Origin of the sequence: Variovorax pasteuri, from assembly GCF_051216435.1 — a bacterium.
Lineage (GTDB): Bacteria > Pseudomonadota > Gammaproteobacteria > Burkholderiales > Burkholderiaceae_C > Variovorax.
In genome coordinates this window covers 185,878-203,227 of sequence record NZ_JBPJZS010000002.1, presented here as the reverse complement: position 1 = coordinate 203,227, position 17,350 = coordinate 185,878, and the positions used below count along the sequence as shown (strand labels likewise).

Sequence of the window (17,350 nt, the reverse complement as noted above, 5' to 3'; positions counted from 1 at the left end):
GAAACGAACCAAGGAGAACCACGATGACCGACCAACTCATTATTTTCGACACCACCTTGCGCGACGGCGAGCAATCGCCAGGCGCCTCGATGACGCGCGACGAGAAGATGCGCATTGCAAAGTTGCTGGAGCGGCTGAAAGTCGACGTCATCGAAGCGGGCTTTCCCGCCAGCTCGAACGGCGACTTCGAGGCTGTGAAGGCCATTGCGAACGTCATCAAGGACTCGACGGTGTGCGGCCTCTCGCGCGCCAACGACCGCGACATTGCACGCGCCGCCGAAGCCCTGAAGGGCGCGGCCCGCGGACGCATTCACACCTTCATTGCGACCTCCGCGCTTCACATGGAAAAGAAGCTGCGCATGACGCCCGACGAGGTGCACGAGCAGGCCAGGCTGGCCGTGCGCTTTGCGCGCAACCAGATAGGTGACGTGGAGTTCAGCCCCGAAGATGGCTACCGCAGCGACCCGGACTTCCTGTGCCGCGTGCTGGAAACCGTCATCAACGAGGGCGCCACCACCATCAACGTGCCCGATACCGTGGGCTACGCCGTTCCAGAGCTCTACGGCAACTTCATCAAGATGCTGCGCGAGCGCATTCCCAACAGCGACAAGGCGATCTGGTCGGTGCACTGCCACAACGACCTCGGCATGGCCGTGGCCAACTCGCTGGCTGGCGTGAAGATCGGCGGCGCGCGACAGGTGGAATGCACCATCAACGGCCTGGGAGAGCGCGCGGGCAATTGCTCGCTCGAGGAAGTGGTCATGGCGGTCAAGACCCGCAGGGACTACTTCGGGCTCGACCTCAACATCGACACCCAGCACATCGTGGCCGCGAGCCGCATGGTGAGCCAGACCACCGGCTTCGTGGTGCAGCCCAACAAGGCCGTGGTGGGCGCCAATGCCTTTGCGCACGCCTCCGGCATTCACCAGGACGGCGTGCTCAAGGCCCGCGACACCTACGAGATCATGCGCGCCGAAGATGTGGGTTGGGCCGCCAACAAGATCGTGCTGGGCAAGCTCAGCGGCCGCAATGCCTTCAAGCAGCGCCTGCAGGAACTGGGCGTTTCCATGTCAAGCGAGGGCGACATCAACGCCGCCTTCCTGCGGTTCAAGGAACTGGCCGACCGCAAGTCGGAAATTTTCGACGAAGACATCCTCGCGCTCGTCAGCGCGGAAGAGGTGTCGAACGTTGGTGAGCAGTTTGCTTTCGTCTCGCTCTCCCAGCACAGCGAAACCGGCGAGCGCCCCCAGGCGAAGGTCGTGTTCACCGTCCAGGGCAAGGAAGTCACCGGCGAATCCGACGGGAATGGCCCGGTTGATGCTTCCCTGAAGGCGATCGAGTCGCTCGTCAAGAGCGGCGCCGAGATGGTTCTTTACTCTGTAAACGCCATCAGCGGCTCGACGGAAAGCCAAGGAGAAGTTACAGTCCGGTTACAAAATGCAGGGCGGGTGGTGAACGGTGTGGGTGCAGACCCCGACATCGTGGTGGCTTCGGCGAAGGCTTATTTGAGTGCTCTCAATAAGTTACAGAGCCAAGCTGAGAGAGTTGCGGCACAAGGTTAGGTTTTCAGGCGATCCTTGCTATTCGATTGAAGAAGAGGATGCAAGTAACTGATATTGCGTGCCTTTTTTGATTTCGATACACTGCGGTCCTTGTTTGTCGCCGCTGGAGATTTATTAATGCCTGAAGCCCGCCTCCGCCGAGTTTCCAGCCAGCGGTTTCTACCCGCCTTCCGATTCCTCGCCGTCGCGCTCTGCGCCACGGCGTTTTTGCTGCCTGGCGCCCAGGCCGCGAAGAAAGAAAAGCCCGCCGCCGCCAAGACCGCCGTCGCCAAGAAGGCGAAGGGGCCGGTGCCGGTCGAAGTCAAGCGCAACGCATCGTCCAAGACGGCACGCGGCGCAGCGCCCGTCGTCGCACAGCGCGGTCGGGCCCAAAAGGCCGACAAGGTCGTTCGTGGCGGCCGCAACGTGGTGGCCACGCTGCAGCGAAAGAACGGCAAGACCGTGGTCGCCGTGCAGCGCCGTTCGGTGGTACGCGTCGAAGCGCCACCGCGCCAGTCCTTCGGACAGATGGCCGGCCTGCATGGCACCGAAGACGTGCTCGACCTGAAGTCGAGCGTCGCCCTGGTCATCGACCAGGACACGCATGAAGTGCTGTTCAGCAAGAACGACCACGCCGTGCTGCCGATCGCGTCGCTTACCAAGCTCATGACCGGGTTGCTCATCAGCGAGGCCCATCTGCCCAACGAAGAGCTGATCACCATCACGCAGGACGACGTCGACACCGAAAAGCGCAGCAGCTCGCGCCTGACGGTCGGCACCACGCTGTCGCGCGGCGAACTGCTGCACCTGGCGCTGATGTCGAGCGAAAACCGCGCCGCGCACGCGTTGGGCCGCACCTACCCTGGTGGCCTTTCGACCTTCGTGAGCATCATGAATGCCAAGGCCAAGATGCTCGGCATGAAGGACACGCGCTACGCGGAGCCCACCGGCCTGTCCAGCCGCAACCAGTCGAGCGCGCAAGACCTGGCCTTGCTGGTCAATGCGGCCTATTCAGACGCCACGGTGCGTTCGCTGTCCACCTCGCCTGAATACCAGGTCGAAGTCGGCAACCGCGTGCTGCAGTTCAACACCACCAATCGCCTGGTGAAAAGCCCGGACTGGGAAATCGGTGTGCAGAAGACCGGCTACATCTCCGAAGCCGGCCAGTGCCTCGTGATGCAGGCTCGCGTGGCCGGCCGCAAGCTGATCATGGTGTTCCTGGATTCGGCCGGCAAGTACAGCCGCATTGCGGACGCGGAGCGGGTTCGCCGATGGGTCGAGGCCACGCATGCCGCCGGTTCGCCGGCCGCTTCGCGCGCCGTCTCTGCCTACCAGGTGGCCGGCTGATACGCAGTCGATAGACCTCCCCAACGCAAACAGGCCCTTCTCAGGGCCTGTTTGTTTTTGGGCAGATGCTTCCGCGAGGCGGATCAGGTGCCGGTCGGCGGCGTGCTGGTCGTCGAAGCCGCTGGCGTTGCGGCCATCCCGTCCTTGAACCCCAGCGCGCCCGATATCTCATTGGCTGTCGCCTGCAGCTTCGGCAGCCAGCCTTCGTCCAGCCGGTCGGCCGGCGCGGAAATAGACAGGCCTGCCACGAGCTTGCCCTGGTCGTCGTAGATGCCAGCTGCCATGCAGCGCACGCCCAGTTCCAGTTCTTCGTTGTCGCGGGCAATGCCGTACTGGCGCGCCTTCGACAGCTCGCGCTCGAGCGCCGGCAGTTGGGTGATGCTGTTGCGCGTATGGCCGGCCAGGCCCGTGCGTGTTGCGTAGCTGCGCACGCGTTGCGGGTCGTCGGCCGCCAGGAACAGTTTGCCGGTCGAGGTCAGGTGCAGGGCGGCGCGCCCACCGATGGCGCGCACCACCTGCATGCCCGAGCGCTCGCTGTAGGAGCGCTCGATGTACACGATCTCGTCGCCTTGGCGCATGCTCAGGTTGACGGGCTGCTGCGTGAGCTTGTGCAGCTCGCGCATCGGGCCCAGCGCGGCGTCGCGCACGTTGAGCCGGCCCTTCACCAGGTTGCCCAGTTCCAGCAGGCGCATGCCCAGCCGGTAGCTGCCGGCCTCTGGCCGGTCTACGAAACGTCCGACCGCGAGGTCATTGAGGATGCGGTGCGTGGTCGAAGGGTGAAGCCCGGTCTTTTCGCTGATCTCCTTCAGCGACATCGCCTCTTCGCGGGATGCCAGGACATCGATCAGCGAGAACATGCGCTCGATCACCTGGATCACTGGAACGGCGGGAATGTCTGATTGGTTTTTTCTCATGGCGCTTTGCGGTGAAGACCGGTCGCCATTTTACCTTGTGAAATCAGCGGACGCCTGCCAATGTCCGTCAACCAGCACTTCATGCGGGGAGAAGCGCGCCTTGTAGTTCATTTTCGGGCTGTGTTCGATCCAGTAGCCGAGGTACACATGCGGCAGCCCGAGCTTGCGCGCCTGCTCGATCTGCCAGAGCACGCTGTACGTACCGTAGCCCGTGCTCGTGTCGGGTTCGTAGAACGTGTAGACAGCTGAGATGCCGTCGTTCAGCACGTCGAGGATCGACACCATCTTCAGTGCGCCCGCGCTGCCGTCGGGCAGCGTTTCGCGAAACTCCACCAACCGGGAGTTGACCCGGCTCTGCAGCAGGAACTGGGTGTACTGGTCGATGCTGTCGTGGTCCATGCCGCCGCCCGAATGCCGGCCGTTCTGGTAGCGCAGGTAGAGCTGGTAGTGCTCGGGCATGAAGCACAGCTTGAGCACGCGCGCCTGCAGGTCTGCATGCTGCTTCAGCGCCCGCCGCTGGCTGCGCGTGGGGTGGAAGCTGTTGGCCAGCACCCGCAGCGGGATGCATGCACGGCAACCGTCGCAGTAGGGCCGGTAGGTGAACATCCCGCTGCGCCGGAAGCCGCTGAGCACCAGGTCGGAGTAGGCATCGTTGTGGATCAGGTGGCTGGGCGTGGCCACCTGCGACCGGGCCTGGCGATCCGGCAGGTAGCTGCAGGGATACGGCGCCGTGGCGTAGAACTGCAGGGTGTGAAGCGGAAGGTCCTTGAGGTGCGTCACGTCGTCACATCGGGAGAGGAAGGAGGTCGCGCGGAAAGGAGGTCGAGCCAGTATACGGGGTCGAATTGCCACCGCGGCCCCTCCTGTTGTCGCGCCAGAGCCACGTGCGCGACGAAGTTTTTGCGCGCCACCTCACGGGCGCCAAGGCTCGCGAGGTGCGCCGTGTTCTGCTGGCAGTCGATCATCTGCACGCCCGAGCGTCGGCACAGTGACACCAGCGCGGCCAGCGCGATCTTCGAAGCGTCGGGCCGGCGCGTGAACATCGACTCGCCGAAGACCGCGCGGCCCAGCGCCACGCAGTAGAGCCCGCCGGCCAATTCGCCGTCGATCCACGTCTCGACGCTGTGGGCGTGGCCTGCGAGGTGCAAATTCGTATAGGCCTGCACCATGTCCGGCACGATCCAGGTGCCCGACTGGCCGACCCGCGGCGAGCGCGAACAGGCCTGGATGACGGCGCCGAAGTCATGGTCGATCCGCACTTCGCAGCCCGGCGCCTGCGCAAAGTGCAGCAGCGTCTTCCGAAGCGAGCGGTGCAGCTTGAAGTCGTCCACCCGCAGCACCATGCGCGGGTCGGGGCTCCACCACAGGATGGGCTGGTCCTCGCTGAACCACGGAAACACGCAGTGGCTGTAGGCCTGCATCAAAGTATCGACGTCGAGCGAGCCGCCCGCCGCCAGCAGCCCAGGCACGGGGTCGGTCACACCCCAGGCCGATGCGGGGTCGGGGAGGGCATCGCCGGGTTCGAGCCAGGGAAGTTGTCGCATGGGTGGATGTATACACGTCTTCCGCAAAACCGAATCCGATGTCGGGAAAATTGCGCAGGCACCGGGTCTGTCCGACAGACGCAGAGCGGGAGCGATGCAACTATCGGCATGACACACCCACAAATACCGTCGAAAACCATATAGTGCTCAGCTTGCATTCGCGCTACCACAGCGGATCCGCCAAGCATCGATGCTTTGCGTGGAGATCGGCACAAGAGGACCACGTTGACCACTGAACCCAACCCCACCCGCTTCGGCAGCGGCCAGGCGGTACGCCGCCTCGAAGACGAAAGCCTGCTGTCGGGCGCCGGACGCTATACCGACGACGTCACGCTGCCGAACCAGGCGCACCTCGTTTTTCTTCGGTCCCCGTACCCGCACGCACGCATCCTTTCCGTCGACACCAGCAGCGCCGCGGCCATGCCCGGCGTGCTGCGCGTGATCACCGGCGCGGACATGGCCCAGGCCGGCGTCAAGCCCATGCCCGGTGCCGCGGGCTTCAAGCGCGCCGACGGCGGCGACAGCGCCAGCCCGCCGCGCTACGCCTTGGCGCACGAGCGCACACGCTTCGTCGGCGAGGCGGTGGCGGCGGTGGTGGCCGACACGGTGCAGCAGGCGCGCGACGCCGCTGAAGCCATCATGGTGGACTACGAAGACCTGCCCATGGTGGTCGACCTCGCGAGTGCCACTGCCGAAGGCGCACCCATGCTGTGCGATGAGGCCGCCGGCAACATCGCCGCCGAAATGCGCCACGGCAACAGCGAGGACGCCTCAGCCGCCTTCGCCAAGGCGGCCCACGTGGTCGCGCTCGACGTGAACAACCAGCGCGTGGTCGCCCTGACCATCGAGCCGCGGTCCGTGCTGGCCTGGCGCGACGGCGAAACCGAACGCCTCACGATCCGCATGAGCACGCAGATGCCCTCGGGCGTTCGCGATTCCGTGTGCGCGGCCATCGGCTTGCCCAAGGAAAAGGTGCGCGTGGTGGTGGGCGACGTCGGCGGCGGCTTCGGCATGAAGACCGGCGCCTACCCCGAGGACATCGCGGTCGCCTTCGCGGCGCTGCAGGTCGAGCGACCGGTGAAATGGGTGGCCGACCGCAGCGAAGAGTTTCTTTCGAGCGCGCACGGCCGCGACATCGAGGCGCGGGCCGAGCTGGCGCTCGATGCCCAGGGCAAGATCCTGGCACTGCGCATCAAGACGCTCGCCAACGTCGGCGCCTACGCCACCGGCACCGGCGTTGCGATCCAACTGCTCATCGGGCCTTGGGTGCAGACCAGCGTCTACGACATCCAGACCATCGACTTCCATTTCAAGGCGGTGCTCACCAACACCGCGCCCACCGGCGCCTACCGCGGCGCGGGCCGTCCCGAGGCCATCTTCACCATCGAGCGCCTGATGGACGAGGCCGCGCGCCAGACCGGCATCGACCGCATCGTGCTGCGCCGGCGCAACTTCATCCGTCCCGAGCAGATGCCGTACAAGAACCCGATGGCGCAGACCTACGACACGGGCAACTTCGAGTCGGTGATGGACCAGGCGCTCACGCTTGCCGATTGGCAGGGCTTCGAGGCCCGTGCGGCCGAGTCGTCGCGCAATGGCAAGCACCGCGGCCTGGGCATTGCCACCTTCCTCGAGTGGACGGGTGGCAACGTGTTCGAAGAGCGCGTCACGGTCTCTGTGCAGGCCGACGGCGTGATCGAGGTGTTTTCTGCTGTCAACGCCATGGGGCAGGGCATTGCCACCTCGCTCGCGCAGCTGGCGGTCGATGCCTTCGGCGTGCCCATCGACAAGGTGCGCGTGGTGCTCGGCGACACCGACCGCGGCGACGGCTTCGGCAGCGCCGGATCGCGCTCGCTGTTCACGGGTGGCTCGGCGGTGCGCATCGGCGCGGAGCGCACCATCGACAAGGCACGCGAACTCGCCGCGCAGGAGTTCGAAGCCGCCATCGACGACATCACCTACAGCCGAGGCGTGTTCACCGTGGCCGGCACCGACCTCGAACTCGACCTGTTCACGCTGGCCGGCAAGCAGGCAGAGCGCGAGATCTTCGTCGAATCCACCAGCACCGTGGCCGGGCCGACCTGGCCCAACGGCTGCCACATCTGCGAGATCGAGGTCGACCCGCCCACCGGCGAGATCAGCGTGGTGGCCTACAGCTCGGTCAACGACGTGGGCCGCGTCATCAACCCGATGATCGTGCGCGGCCAGCTCGAGGGCGGCGCGGTGCAGGGCATCGGGCAGGCGCTGTACGAGCAGGTGGTGTACGACAACGAGACCGGCCAGCCCGTCACCGGCAGCCTGATGGACTACGCCGCGCCGCGCGCCGACATCGTCGACACCATGTTCAACATGGAAATGGACGAGTCGACGCCATGCAAGAACAATCCGCTGGGCGTGAAGGGCGTGGGCGAGCTCGGCACCATCGGCGCCACGCCGGCCATCGTGAATGCGGTGGCCGATGCGTTCGCGCGCAACGGCCTCGCCACCCGTGCGCCGCGGCTGCACATGCCGCTGAGTCCTGCTCGTGTCTGGCAGGCGATGCAAACGGTCGATTAAGCAATCGTTTCCGTGGGGCAAAAAGGCGCCTGCCATGCTCGTCACCACGGAAGTACAGACCGACGCGATCGGCATCGCCAGCTACCGCTGCGATGCAGGGCCTGACGCGCAGCCCTTTGCCGAACTGCACGAGGGCTACTCGGTCTCGTACGTGCGCAAGGGCAGCTTCGGCTACCGCACGCGCGGCCAGGCCTACGAAATGGTGACCGGCTCGGTGCTGGTCGGTCGCCCCGGCGACGAATACGTCTGCACGCACGACAACCATGTGTGCGGCGACGAGTGCCTCGCGTTCCACCTGTCGCCCGGCTTCGTCGACCTGATCGGCGGAGATTCGAAGGCATGGCGCGCCGGTGGCCTGCCGCCGCTGGCCGAACTCATGGTGATCGGCGAACTCGCCCAGGCCGTGGCCGAAGGGCAGGGCGATGCGGGCCTGGACGAATTGGGCATGTGGTTCGCAAGCCGTTTCGTCGAGGTCGTGTCCGGGCGCCGGAAGTCAGTCCCGCCGTCCACGGCCACAGCGCGAGACCGTCGTCGCGCGGTCGACGCCGCAGTGTGGATCGACGCCAACTCCCGGCACGACATCGGCCTCGACGGCGCGGCGGCCGAGGCCGGATTGAGCTCATTCCACTTCCTGCGGCTGTTCTCCCAGGTGCTGGGCGTCACGCCGCACCAGTACCTTGTGCGCTCGCGGCTGCGCCATGCCGCACGCCTGCTGGCCGAGGACGACGGCAGGCCCGTGACCGAGGTCGCGCTCGACGTGGGTTTTGCCGACCTCAGCAATTTCGTGCGCACCTTCCACCGCGCGGCCGGCGTGTCTCCCAGCGGCTTTCGCAAGGCGGCGCGCGGTGATCGCAAGATTTTCCAAGACCGCATCGCAGCGCTTCTCGATGATGAGCGCCTGATCCAGCCATCGGGCCGGATCCCGGCACTTTGAAGCGAGGCAAGGCATGGCCACCATCTACAAGGAATTCATCGTCGAAGCGGACGCCGCCCAGGTGTGGGACGCGCTGCGCGACTTCGACGCGGTGCACGTACGGCTAGCACCGGGCTTTCTCACTGGCTGCACGATCGATGCGGAAGGCGCCCGCGTGCTGACCTTTGCCAACGGTCTCGTGGCGCGCGAGGTGCTGGTCGGCATCGACGACACGCACCGCCGGCTGGCCTATACCGTCGCCGGCGGCAAGGCCAGCCATCACCACGCATCCGCACAGGTGTTTGCTGAAGGCCCGGGGCGCTCCCGCTTCGTGTGGATCACCGATGTGCTGCCCGACGCCATGGCGGCCTACATCGAGCCGATGATGGTTCAGGGCGCCGCCGCGATGAAGGCGGCGCTGGAAGGGTGCACCGCCTAGAAGTCTTCCAGCGGCAGCCCGACGTAGTTCTCTGCCAGCGACGTGGAGGCCGCGTGCGAATGCACCAGGTAGTCGAGCTCGGCCTCCTGGATCTTCTGGCCGAAGGCGCCCGTTTCCGGAAAGCGGTGCATCAGGGAGGTGAACCACCACGAGAAGCGCTCGGCCTTCCACACGCGGCGCAGGCACAGGTCGGAGTAGCGGTCCAGCGCCGAGGCCGACTTCTCCGCGTAGAAGATTTCGAGCGCACGCGAGAGGTAGCCCACGTCGGCCGTCGCCAGGTTCAACCCCTTGGCGCCGGTCGGCGGCACGATGTGCGCCGCGTCGCCGGCCAGGAACAGCGCGCCGAAGCGCATCGGCTCGGCCACGAAGCTGCGCAGCGGCGCAATGCTCTTTTCGATCGAGGGACCGGTCACCAGCTGCTCGCGTGCCTCGGGGTCGAGCCGCGCGCGCAGCTCGTTCCAGAAGGCTTCGTCGCTCCAGTTTTCCACGCGTTCGTCGGTCGGCACCTGCACGTAGTAGCGCGACCGCGTGGCGCTGCGCATGCTGCACAGGGCAAAGCCGCGCTCGGTGTTGGCGTAGATGAGCTCGTGCGACACCGGCGGCACGTCGGCCAGCACGCCCAGCCAGCCGAAGGGGTAGACCTTCTCGTAGGCCTGGATGGCGTCGGCCGGTACGCTCGCGCGGCTCACGCCGTGGTAGCCGTCGCAGCCGGCGATGAAGTCGCATTCGAGCTCGTGCGTCTGGCCGTCCTTCTCGTAGCGCACGCGCGGCTTGGCCGAGTCGAAGTCGTGCAGGCTGACGTTTGCCGCGCTGTAGATGGTGGTGAGGCCCTCGGCCGTGCGCGCTTCCATCAGGTCGCGCGTCACCTCGGTCTGGCCGTACACCGTCACCTGCTTGCCGCCCGTGAGGCCGTGCATGTCGATGCGGTGGCGCGCGCCCTTGAACAGCAGCTCGATGCCCCCGTGCGGCAGGCCTTCGGCCTTGGCGCGGGCGTCGACGCCGGCACGCGCCAGCAGGTCCATCGTGACCTGTTCGAGCACGCCGGCGCGAATGCGGCCCAGCACGTAGTCGCCGCTCTGGCGCTCGACGATGACGTTGTCGATGCCGGCCTTGTGCAGAAGCTGCCCGAGCAGAAGGCCCGCGGGGCCGGCGCCGATGATCGCGACCTGGGTGCGCATGTTCGTGTCTCCGAGATGGTTTCGTCGAGCGTAGGGCGCGGAGGCGGTTCTGTGGCGCCGGGCGCGGAGGCTGTGTGCGATCATGCGAACGCGTGCGCGATGATCGCGCAACACTTCCATCCGGGCACCGTTCACCCGCGTTCACCCGCGAACTTCAGACGAACCACCGACGCATGACCATCGCCAAAGCCGATTTCATCGAAGGCATCGCCAAGGGCATGGCCGTGCTCGAAAGCTTCGACACCGAGCGCCAGCGCCTCAACGCCACGCTGGCCGCCGAGCGCGCCGGCCTCACGCGCGCCGCGGCCCGCCGCCACCTGCTGACGCTGGCGCACCTGGGCTACCTGGAAACCGACGGCAGCTATTTCTGGATGGCGCCCAAGGTGCTGCGCTTCTCGGGCAGCTACCTTGCGTCGTCGCGGTTGCCGCGCGCGCTGCAACCCACGCTGAACCGGCTGGCCGCGCAGACGGGCGAATCGTTTTCCGCCGTGGTGCTCGACGGGGAAGAGGTGGTCATCGTGGCGCGCAGCGGCAGCTACGGCACGCCGACGCGCGTGCTGGCCTACGGCCTGCACCTGGGTGCACGCTTGCCGGCGCATGCCACCTCCACGGGCCGTGTGCTGCTGGCCGCGATGCCGCCCACCCAGTTATCGCAATGGCTCAAGGGCCGCCACCTGGCGCGGCTCACGCCGCAGACGGTGACGCAGGCGCGCGGCCTGCGCCAGCTGGTGGCGCGCGCACGCAAGGACGACCACTGCTTCGCCAGCGAAGAGCACGAGCTCGGCGTGCAGGCGCTGGCGGTGCCGCTGCGCGACATGCAGGGCCACACGGTGGCCGCGCTGAACGTGGTGCTGTCGGGCACGCGCTACCAGGAAGAAGCGCTGCAGCGCGACATGCTGCCGCTGCTGTTCGAAGCCGCGCGCGAAGTGCGCTCCTTGCTGTGAGCTGAACTTTCCGCGCGGCGCCCGCCTCGAACCCTCCGCATCCGAACCAGGGACACACCCACCATGCGACTCCTGCTCCTCGAAGACGACGTGATGATCGGCGAAGCCGTGCTCGACCTGCTGCGTGCCGAGCAGTACGCGGTGGACTGGGTGAAAGACGGCGAGGCCGCCGAGTCGGCCCTGCGCACCCAGCAGTACGACCTGGTGATGCTCGACCTGGGCGTACCGCGCCGCGACGGCCTGGAGGTGCTTCGCAACCTGCGCGCGCGCAAGCAGCGCATGCCGGTGCTCATCGCGACGGCACGCGACTCGGTGCAGCAGCGCATCGAAGGCCTCGACGCCGGCGCCGACGACTACGTGCTCAAGCCCTACGATCTCGACGAGTTGCTGGCCCGCATCCGTGCTTTGCTGCGCCGCGCGGCGGGGCGTGCCGAGCCGGTGTACGAGCACATGGGCGTGAGCATCAACCCGGCCACGCGCGAGGTCACGGTGGCCGGCCAGCCGGTGGTGCTGTCGGCGCGCGAGTGGGCCGTGCTGGAGCCTTTGCTGGCGCGGCCCGGCATGGTGCTGTCGCGTGCCCAGCTCGAAGAAAAGCTCTACAGCTGGAAGGACGAGATCAGCAGCAACGCGGTCGAGGTGTATGTGCACGGGCTGCGCAAGAAGCTCGGCGCGGAACTGATCCGCAATGTGCGCGGCGTCGGCTACATGGTGCCCAAGCTGTGAGGCGCAGCCTGACGGGTTCGCTGCGCGCGCGGCTGCTGGGTTTCCTGCTTGCGGCCATCGTGCTGGCCGCTGGCGCGCAGGCGCTGGTGGCGTACCGCACGGTGCTCACCGAGGCCGACGACATCTTCGATTACCACATGCAGCAGATGGCGCTGTCGCTGCGCGCGGGCCTGCCGCCGAGCGCGGCGGTCGGCGGCATCGGCACGGGCGAGCAGAACTTCGACTTCGTGGTGCAGGTGTGGACGGCCGACGGCACGCGCATTTTCGAGTCGGCGGAAGAGGCCGCGCTGCCGCAGCTCGCGGTGCTGGGCTTTGCCGACGTGCATGCGCGCGGCACCACCTACCGCGTGTTCTCGATGCAGACGCGCGGGCTGGTGATCCAGGTGGCGCAGGACATGGCCGCGCGCCGCCACATGGCCGGCACGCTGGCCTTGCGGACCATCGCGCCGGTGGCGCTGATGGCGCCGCTGCTGATGCTGGTCGTGTGGTGGGTGGTGAGCCGCTCGCTCGCGCCGGTGGCGCGCGTGCGCAAGCAGGTGGCGTCGCGCCAGGCCGACGACCTGTCGCCGGTCAGCGAAGAGGGCCTGCCGGAAGAGGTGCGCCCGCTGGTGCAGGAGCTGAACCTGCTGTTCGACCGCGTGCGCCACGCCTTCGATGCGCAGAAGCACTTCGTGGCCGATGCCGCGCACGAGCTGCGCTCGCCGCTGGCCGCATTGAAGCTCCAGGTGCAGGGCCTGCAGCGCGCACCCGACGGCGCATCGCGGGACCTGGCAGTGAGCCGCCTCGTGGCGGGCATCGACCGCGCCACGCGGCTGGTCGAGCAGATGCTCGCGCTGGCGCGCCACGAGGCCAGCATGGCGGCCGGCGCGAAGCCCGAGCCGGTCGACCTGTCGGAGGTAGCGCGCCTTGCCGTGTCCGACGCCGTGGCGGCGGCCCAGGCGCGCGGCATCGACATCGGCATCACGCACGCCGACGCCGCCGTGGTCGACGGCCAGTCCGAGGCGCTGCGCATGCTGCTGCGCAACCTGCTGGAGAACGCGGTCAAGTACACGCCCGTCGAAGGCCGCGTCGACATCGCCATCACGCAACGCAACGACGCGGTGGAACTCACCGTCGACGACAGTGGTCCGGGCCTGCCGCCGGCGGAGCGCGAACGCGTGCTCGACCGCTTCTACCGCTCCGGAGAAACGCAGGCGCCCGGCAGCGGCCTGGGCCTGGCCATCGTGAAGTCGATCGCCGAGTTGCACGGCGCCACGGTGGCGCTCGACGAATCGCCCAGCCTCGGTGGGCTGCGCGTGCGCATCGTCTTTGCGCCTTCGGCCGCTTGATCGACGTTTGATCGGCGTTTAAGCGGCGCTTAAGCCTGCGCGACGACATTCCTTTCATCGTGTTTGCGTTGATACGCATTGAAAGGAACCGACAAATGAACTCCCGTCTGACTTCGCCCCGCGCCTTGGTGATTGCACTGGCGAGCGCGGGTGTGATCGGTGCCGTCGGTGCCGGCGCCTATACCAGCGCCCGTGCCGTGGGCGCACCGGCCACCAATGCCACCGTGAGCGCGCCCGCGGCCATGGTCACGCTGCCCGACTTCTCCACCATCACCACGCGCGACGGCCCTGCCGTGGTCAACATCAGCGTCACCGGCACCATGAAGGCGTCGGACGACGAGGCCGCCGCCGAGATCCAGGGCGTGGACCCTGAAGATCCGATGTTCCAGTTCTTCCGCCGCTTCCAGGGCCAGATGGGTCCGCAAGGCAAGCAGCAGCAACGCGACGTGCCGGTGCATGCGCAGGGCTCGGGTTTCATCGTCGACCCCGCCGGCATCATCATCACCAACGCCCATGTGGTGAAGGACGCCAAGGAAGTCACCGTCAAGCTGACCGACCGCCGCGAGTTCCGCGCCAAGGTGCTGGGCGCCGACGCCAAGACCGACATCGCGGTGCTGAAGATCGACGCCAAGAACCTGCCGGTGCTGGCCCTGGGCAACACCAAGGACCTGAAGGTCGGCGAATGGGTGCTGGCCATCGGCTCGCCCTTCGGCTTCGAGAACACCGTGACGGCCGGCGTGGTGAGCGCCAAGGGCCGCACGCTGCCCGACGACAGCTATGTGCCTTTCATCCAGACCGACGTGGCGGTGAACCCCGGCAACTCCGGCGGCCCGCTGCTCAACACGCGCGGCGAGGTGGTGGGCATCAACTCGCAGATCTACAGCCGCAGCGGTGGCTACCAGGGCCTGTCGTTCGCCATTCCGATCGACGTGGCCATTCAGGTGAAGGACCAGATCGTCGCTACCGGCAAGGCCACGCATGCGCGTCTTGGCGTGGCCGTGCAGGAGGTGAACCAGGCCTTTGCCGAGTCGTTCAAGCTCGACAAGCCCGAAGGCGCGCTGGTCTCCAACATCGAGAAGGGCGGCCCCGGCGACAAGGCCGGCCTGAAGGCGGGCGACGTGATCCGCAGCGTGGACGGCCAGCGCATCGTGTCCTCGGGCGACCTGCCCGCGGTGATCGGCCAGCAGGCGCCGGGCAAGAAGGTCACGCTCGAGGTGTGGCGCCAGGGCGAACGCCAGGAGCTGCAGGCCAAGCTCGGCGACGCGAGCGACAAGCCCGCGCAGGTCGCCAAGGCCGATGCAGCGGCCGGGCAAGGCAAGCTGGGCCTGGCATTGCGCCCGTTGCAGCCGCAGGAGAAGCGCGAGGCCTCGATCGACACCGGGCTGCTGATCGAAGACGCCGCAGGTCCTTCGGCGCAAGCCGGTGTTCAGGCGGGCGATGTGTTGCTGGCCATCAACGGCACGCCGGCGCAAAGCGTGGAGCAGGTGCGCGAGGTGGTGGCCAAGGCGACCAACAAGTCGGTGGCGCTGCTGATCCAGCGCGGCGAAGACAAGATCTTCGTGCCGGTGCGAATCGGGTAGCAGGCTCGCCCCCGGGCTTCGCGCACTCCGTGTCGCTTCTCCTCCCGCCGCCGGGGGCAACACCGGAGGCCCGGCAAAGCCGGCCTCTCGGTGTTTCTCGAAAAGTCCAGGCCCAATGCCACTTGACATGACGTCGTCCGCAAAAAGCCTCTCGGCACACATCCTGCCCACGTCGGCCACCATGATCGGCGTGTGCATGACGGTGATGTCCATCGGGCACCTCGGTCCGCGCGACGACATGCGGCTGCTGATCGACCGCCTGCTGGCGGTCGACGCGCTGGTCTTCCTGGCCAGCGCGTTGCTGTCTTTCATTTCGATGCGCACGCAACGCGCCGGTGCACGGCTGGAGGCCTGGGGCGAGATGGTCTTCATCGCCGGGCTCGCGTTGCTGGCGCTCGGCGCCGTCACGCTGGCGTTCGCGCTGCGCTGACGCCGCGTCCCACCCGCGCGTCAGGGCAGGGCGCAGGGCCAGTCCAGCAGCACGCGCGTTCCACCGGTTGTTTCGTCCGCCGTCTCGATGTGCAGCCGCGCGCCGATGGACTGCGCGCGCGCACGCATGTTGGCGATGCCATGGCCCGCCTGCCGCGGGTCCGAAGGCGCCGCAGGGGCGGTGGGAAGCCCGCGCCCGTTGTCGGTGAGCACGATGCGCACCAGCGGCGGCGAAGTCTCTCCGCTCCAGCTGGCCTGCATCACGATGCGCGTGGCGCCCGCGTGCTTCAGCACGTTGGTGAAGGCCTCCAGCAGGATGCGCTGCAGTTGCAGGGCGGCCTGCGCGGCGAACGGCGCCAGCTCGGGAATCACGGCCACGTCCCACACCAGCTCGATGCCCGCGGCGTCCAGCCGCGGCTGCAGGCGGTAGCGCAAGGTGGCCAGCACCGTGGGCAGGTCGTCGTGCGTGGGCTGCAGCGAGTCGACCGCCATGCGCATCTCGTCGAGCGCGAGCTTCACATGCTCCTCGACCACGCCGCGGTCGGAGGTGGGCTGGGTCACCAGGTTGAGCAGGCCCACCAGTTGCGAACCCACGCCGTCGTGGATCTCCCGCATGATGCGCTGGCGCTCCAGCAGCACGGCTTGCTGCTGCTGCTGCTGGCGCACCGTTTCGAAGGCGGCGCGCAACTGGTCCTCGCGTTCCGCGACACGCGCCGCGAGGTTGGTGTTGAGCGCGCTGTAGTCGGCCACCGTGCGGCTGTAGCGTTCGACCACCAGTCCCGCCAGGATCATCACGAAGAAGAACATGGCGTGCGCCGTCAGCGTGTAGTAGGCGCCGCCGAAGAGGGCCATGCGCACCAGCAGCAGGTCGTGCGCGCCAGCCAGGATGGCGAGCGTGCCCGCCGCCATCAGCACCGCGGCGATGCGTCGGCGCTCCACCATCGCGCCGTACACCACGTAGGGCAGGCAGACGATGCTCGTCAGCTGCAGGATGGCCAGGCCGGTGGTCCACAACGCCGGGAGCGCGAAGGCGAAGGAGGCGCAGGCCAGCATCACCGAAAGCACCAGCGCCGCGTATACGGCCCGCACCAGCCACGGCGGATTGCGGTCGAGCACCAACAGCACGAAGCGCGCAATGAGCCCGATGTGGCAGGCGTAGCAGACCGCCACCACCGCACCCCAGAGCGGCCAGGGAACCGGTACGTCGGGCCACACACGGTCGAGGTTGCGCGCCACGCCCGAGAGTGCGGCGAGCGCGAAGCAGCCGTAGAGCGCATCGCGCTGGCGCAGCCACAGGCCGCCCGCCAGGCCGCCCATCAGCATCAGGCTGACGGCGTACACGATGGCCGAGGTGTTGCGCCAGTTCTGCTGCGAGCGGTACAGCGTGGCCAGGGTGGCCTGCGTGCCGTACTGGATGCTGGCCACCCCCGCGCCGCGCTGGCGCTGGACGGTGGTGCGCAGCACCAGCGACTGCGCCTGGCCCTCGCGATGCAGGGCGGCTGGCAGGGGCACCAGCAGGTTGCTCTTGGCCGCGTCGTGGCCGGGGTCGCCCAGCTTGCCGTAGCTGGCCACGGGCGCGTCGTTGAACAAGATGCTCACCTGGTTGCCCACGCCCGACATCAGCAGCGCCGCGGGCTCGTTGCCCGGCACGGCGGTGGCGGGCAGGTCGATGCGGTAGGTGGCCTTGCCGCCCAGGCCGGGAAACTCGTGGTCCCAGCGAAACGGCAACTGCACGCGGCGAGTCTGGCGGGGCAGCCCGTCGGGTTCGAGCACGGCGTCGGCTGCTTTCACGTCCAGTGCGCCGGCGGGCGGCCTGGCGGGCGTGGCTTCGTCGGCATGCGCGGGTTGAACGGCCCACGCGCACAGAGTGCAGAGCGCTGCGAGCAGCAGCCCGCGCAGGCCTCCCGCGATCAC

The 17,350-nt window shown here is 67.5% G+C and carries 15 protein-coding genes; 10 read left to right on the top strand and 5 right to left on the bottom strand.

Annotated elements, in window-relative coordinates; all coding sequences use genetic code 11:
- Positions 1-23: 23 nt before the first annotated feature.
- Together ACSFBM_RS08010 and ACSFBM_RS08005 are read left to right on the top strand one after the other, a co-directional pair.
- On the top strand, positions 24-1,562 hold the full coding sequence (locus tag ACSFBM_RS08010; protein WP_435483893.1) for a 2-isopropylmalate synthase: 1,539 nt from the start codon (positions 24-26) through the stop codon (positions 1,560-1,562).
- Positions 1,563-1,679: 117 nt separating this feature from the next.
- The gene (locus tag ACSFBM_RS08005) at positions 1,680-2,888 is read left to right on the top strand and encodes a serine hydrolase (RefSeq protein ID WP_435483892.1); all 1,209 of its coding nucleotides are present in this window, start codon (positions 1,680-1,682) and stop codon (positions 2,886-2,888) included.
- An 83-nt stretch (positions 2,889-2,971) separates the two neighbouring features.
- Here ACSFBM_RS08005 and ACSFBM_RS08000 read toward each other — a convergent pair whose 3' ends face one another.
- The 3 genes from ACSFBM_RS08000 to aat are packed head-to-tail and all read right to left on the bottom strand — an operon-like array spanning position 2,972 to position 5,346.
- A complete protein-coding gene (locus ACSFBM_RS08000; RefSeq protein WP_435483891.1) occupies positions 2,972-3,802 on the bottom strand; it encodes an IclR family transcriptional regulator in 831 nt (276 codons plus the stop codon).
- Positions 3,803-3,832: 30 nt separating this feature from the next.
- Complete coding sequence (locus ACSFBM_RS07995; RefSeq protein ID WP_435483890.1) at positions 3,833-4,582, bottom strand: arginyltransferase; 750 nt, start codon at positions 4,580-4,582, stop codon at positions 3,833-3,835.
- Positions 4,579-5,346: a leucyl/phenylalanyl-tRNA--protein transferase gene (gene aat, locus ACSFBM_RS07990; RefSeq protein ID WP_435483889.1), complete on the bottom strand. Its 768-nt coding sequence runs from the start codon at positions 5,344-5,346 to the stop codon at positions 4,579-4,581. The genes ACSFBM_RS07995 and aat overlap by 4 nt, the downstream gene beginning before the upstream one ends.
- 225 nt (positions 5,347-5,571) lie before the next feature.
- Between aat and ACSFBM_RS07985 the strand changes: the two genes are divergently transcribed.
- Genes ACSFBM_RS07985 through ACSFBM_RS07975 form a run of 3 tightly spaced genes read left to right on the top strand, consistent with a single transcriptional unit; the run spans position 5,572 to position 9,254 of the window.
- Positions 5,572-7,902: a xanthine dehydrogenase family protein molybdopterin-binding subunit gene (locus ACSFBM_RS07985; protein WP_435483888.1), complete on the top strand. Its 2,331-nt coding sequence runs from the start codon at positions 5,572-5,574 to the stop codon at positions 7,900-7,902.
- A gap of 34 nt (positions 7,903-7,936) precedes the next feature.
- A complete protein-coding gene (locus ACSFBM_RS07980; RefSeq protein WP_435483887.1) occupies positions 7,937-8,836 on the top strand; it encodes a helix-turn-helix domain-containing protein in 900 nt (299 codons plus the stop codon).
- Between the two features lie 13 nt (positions 8,837-8,849).
- Complete coding sequence (locus ACSFBM_RS07975) at positions 8,850-9,254, top strand: SRPBCC family protein (protein ID WP_435483886.1); 405 nt, start codon at positions 8,850-8,852, stop codon at positions 9,252-9,254.
- On the opposite strand, the gene pobA is transcribed toward ACSFBM_RS07975, so the two are convergent.
- Positions 9,251-10,432 (bottom strand): 4-hydroxybenzoate 3-monooxygenase, encoded by a 1,182-nt coding sequence (gene pobA / locus ACSFBM_RS07970; protein ID WP_435483885.1) that lies wholly within the window; start codon positions 10,430-10,432, stop codon positions 9,251-9,253. The genes ACSFBM_RS07975 and pobA overlap by 4 nt on opposite strands.
- A gap of 173 nt (positions 10,433-10,605) precedes the next feature.
- On the opposite strand from pobA, the gene ACSFBM_RS07965 reads away from it, so the two are divergent.
- The 5 genes from ACSFBM_RS07965 (at position 10,606) to ACSFBM_RS07945 (ending at position 15,437) form a co-directional block, all read left to right on the top strand.
- Positions 10,606-11,376 carry an IclR family transcriptional regulator domain-containing protein gene (locus ACSFBM_RS07965; RefSeq protein ID WP_435483884.1) on the top strand — a complete coding sequence of 257 codons (771 nt, stop codon included), beginning with the start codon at positions 10,606-10,608 and terminating at the stop codon, positions 11,374-11,376.
- Between the two features lie 63 nt (positions 11,377-11,439).
- Complete coding sequence (locus tag ACSFBM_RS07960) at positions 11,440-12,099, top strand: response regulator (RefSeq protein WP_056518096.1); 660 nt, start codon at positions 11,440-11,442, stop codon at positions 12,097-12,099.
- On the top strand, positions 12,096-13,427 hold the full coding sequence (locus ACSFBM_RS07955) for an ATP-binding protein (protein WP_435483883.1): 1,332 nt from the start codon (positions 12,096-12,098) through the stop codon (positions 13,425-13,427). Before ACSFBM_RS07960 ends, ACSFBM_RS07955 begins: the two co-directional genes overlap by 4 nt.
- A 95-nt stretch (positions 13,428-13,522) precedes the next feature.
- Positions 13,523-15,007 carry a DegQ family serine endoprotease gene (locus tag ACSFBM_RS07950; protein ID WP_435483882.1) on the top strand — a complete coding sequence of 495 codons (1,485 nt, stop codon included), beginning with the start codon at positions 13,523-13,525 and terminating at the stop codon, positions 15,005-15,007.
- A gap of 127 nt (positions 15,008-15,134) precedes the next feature.
- Positions 15,135-15,437 (top strand): hypothetical protein, encoded by a 303-nt coding sequence (locus tag ACSFBM_RS07945; RefSeq protein WP_435446310.1) that lies wholly within the window; start codon positions 15,135-15,137, stop codon positions 15,435-15,437.
- Between the two features lie 20 nt (positions 15,438-15,457).
- Here the strand turns inward: ACSFBM_RS07945 and ACSFBM_RS07940 are convergent, their stop codons facing one another.
- Positions 15,458-17,350 (bottom strand): sensor histidine kinase, encoded by a 1,893-nt coding sequence (locus ACSFBM_RS07940; protein WP_435483881.1) that lies wholly within the window; start codon positions 17,348-17,350, stop codon positions 15,458-15,460.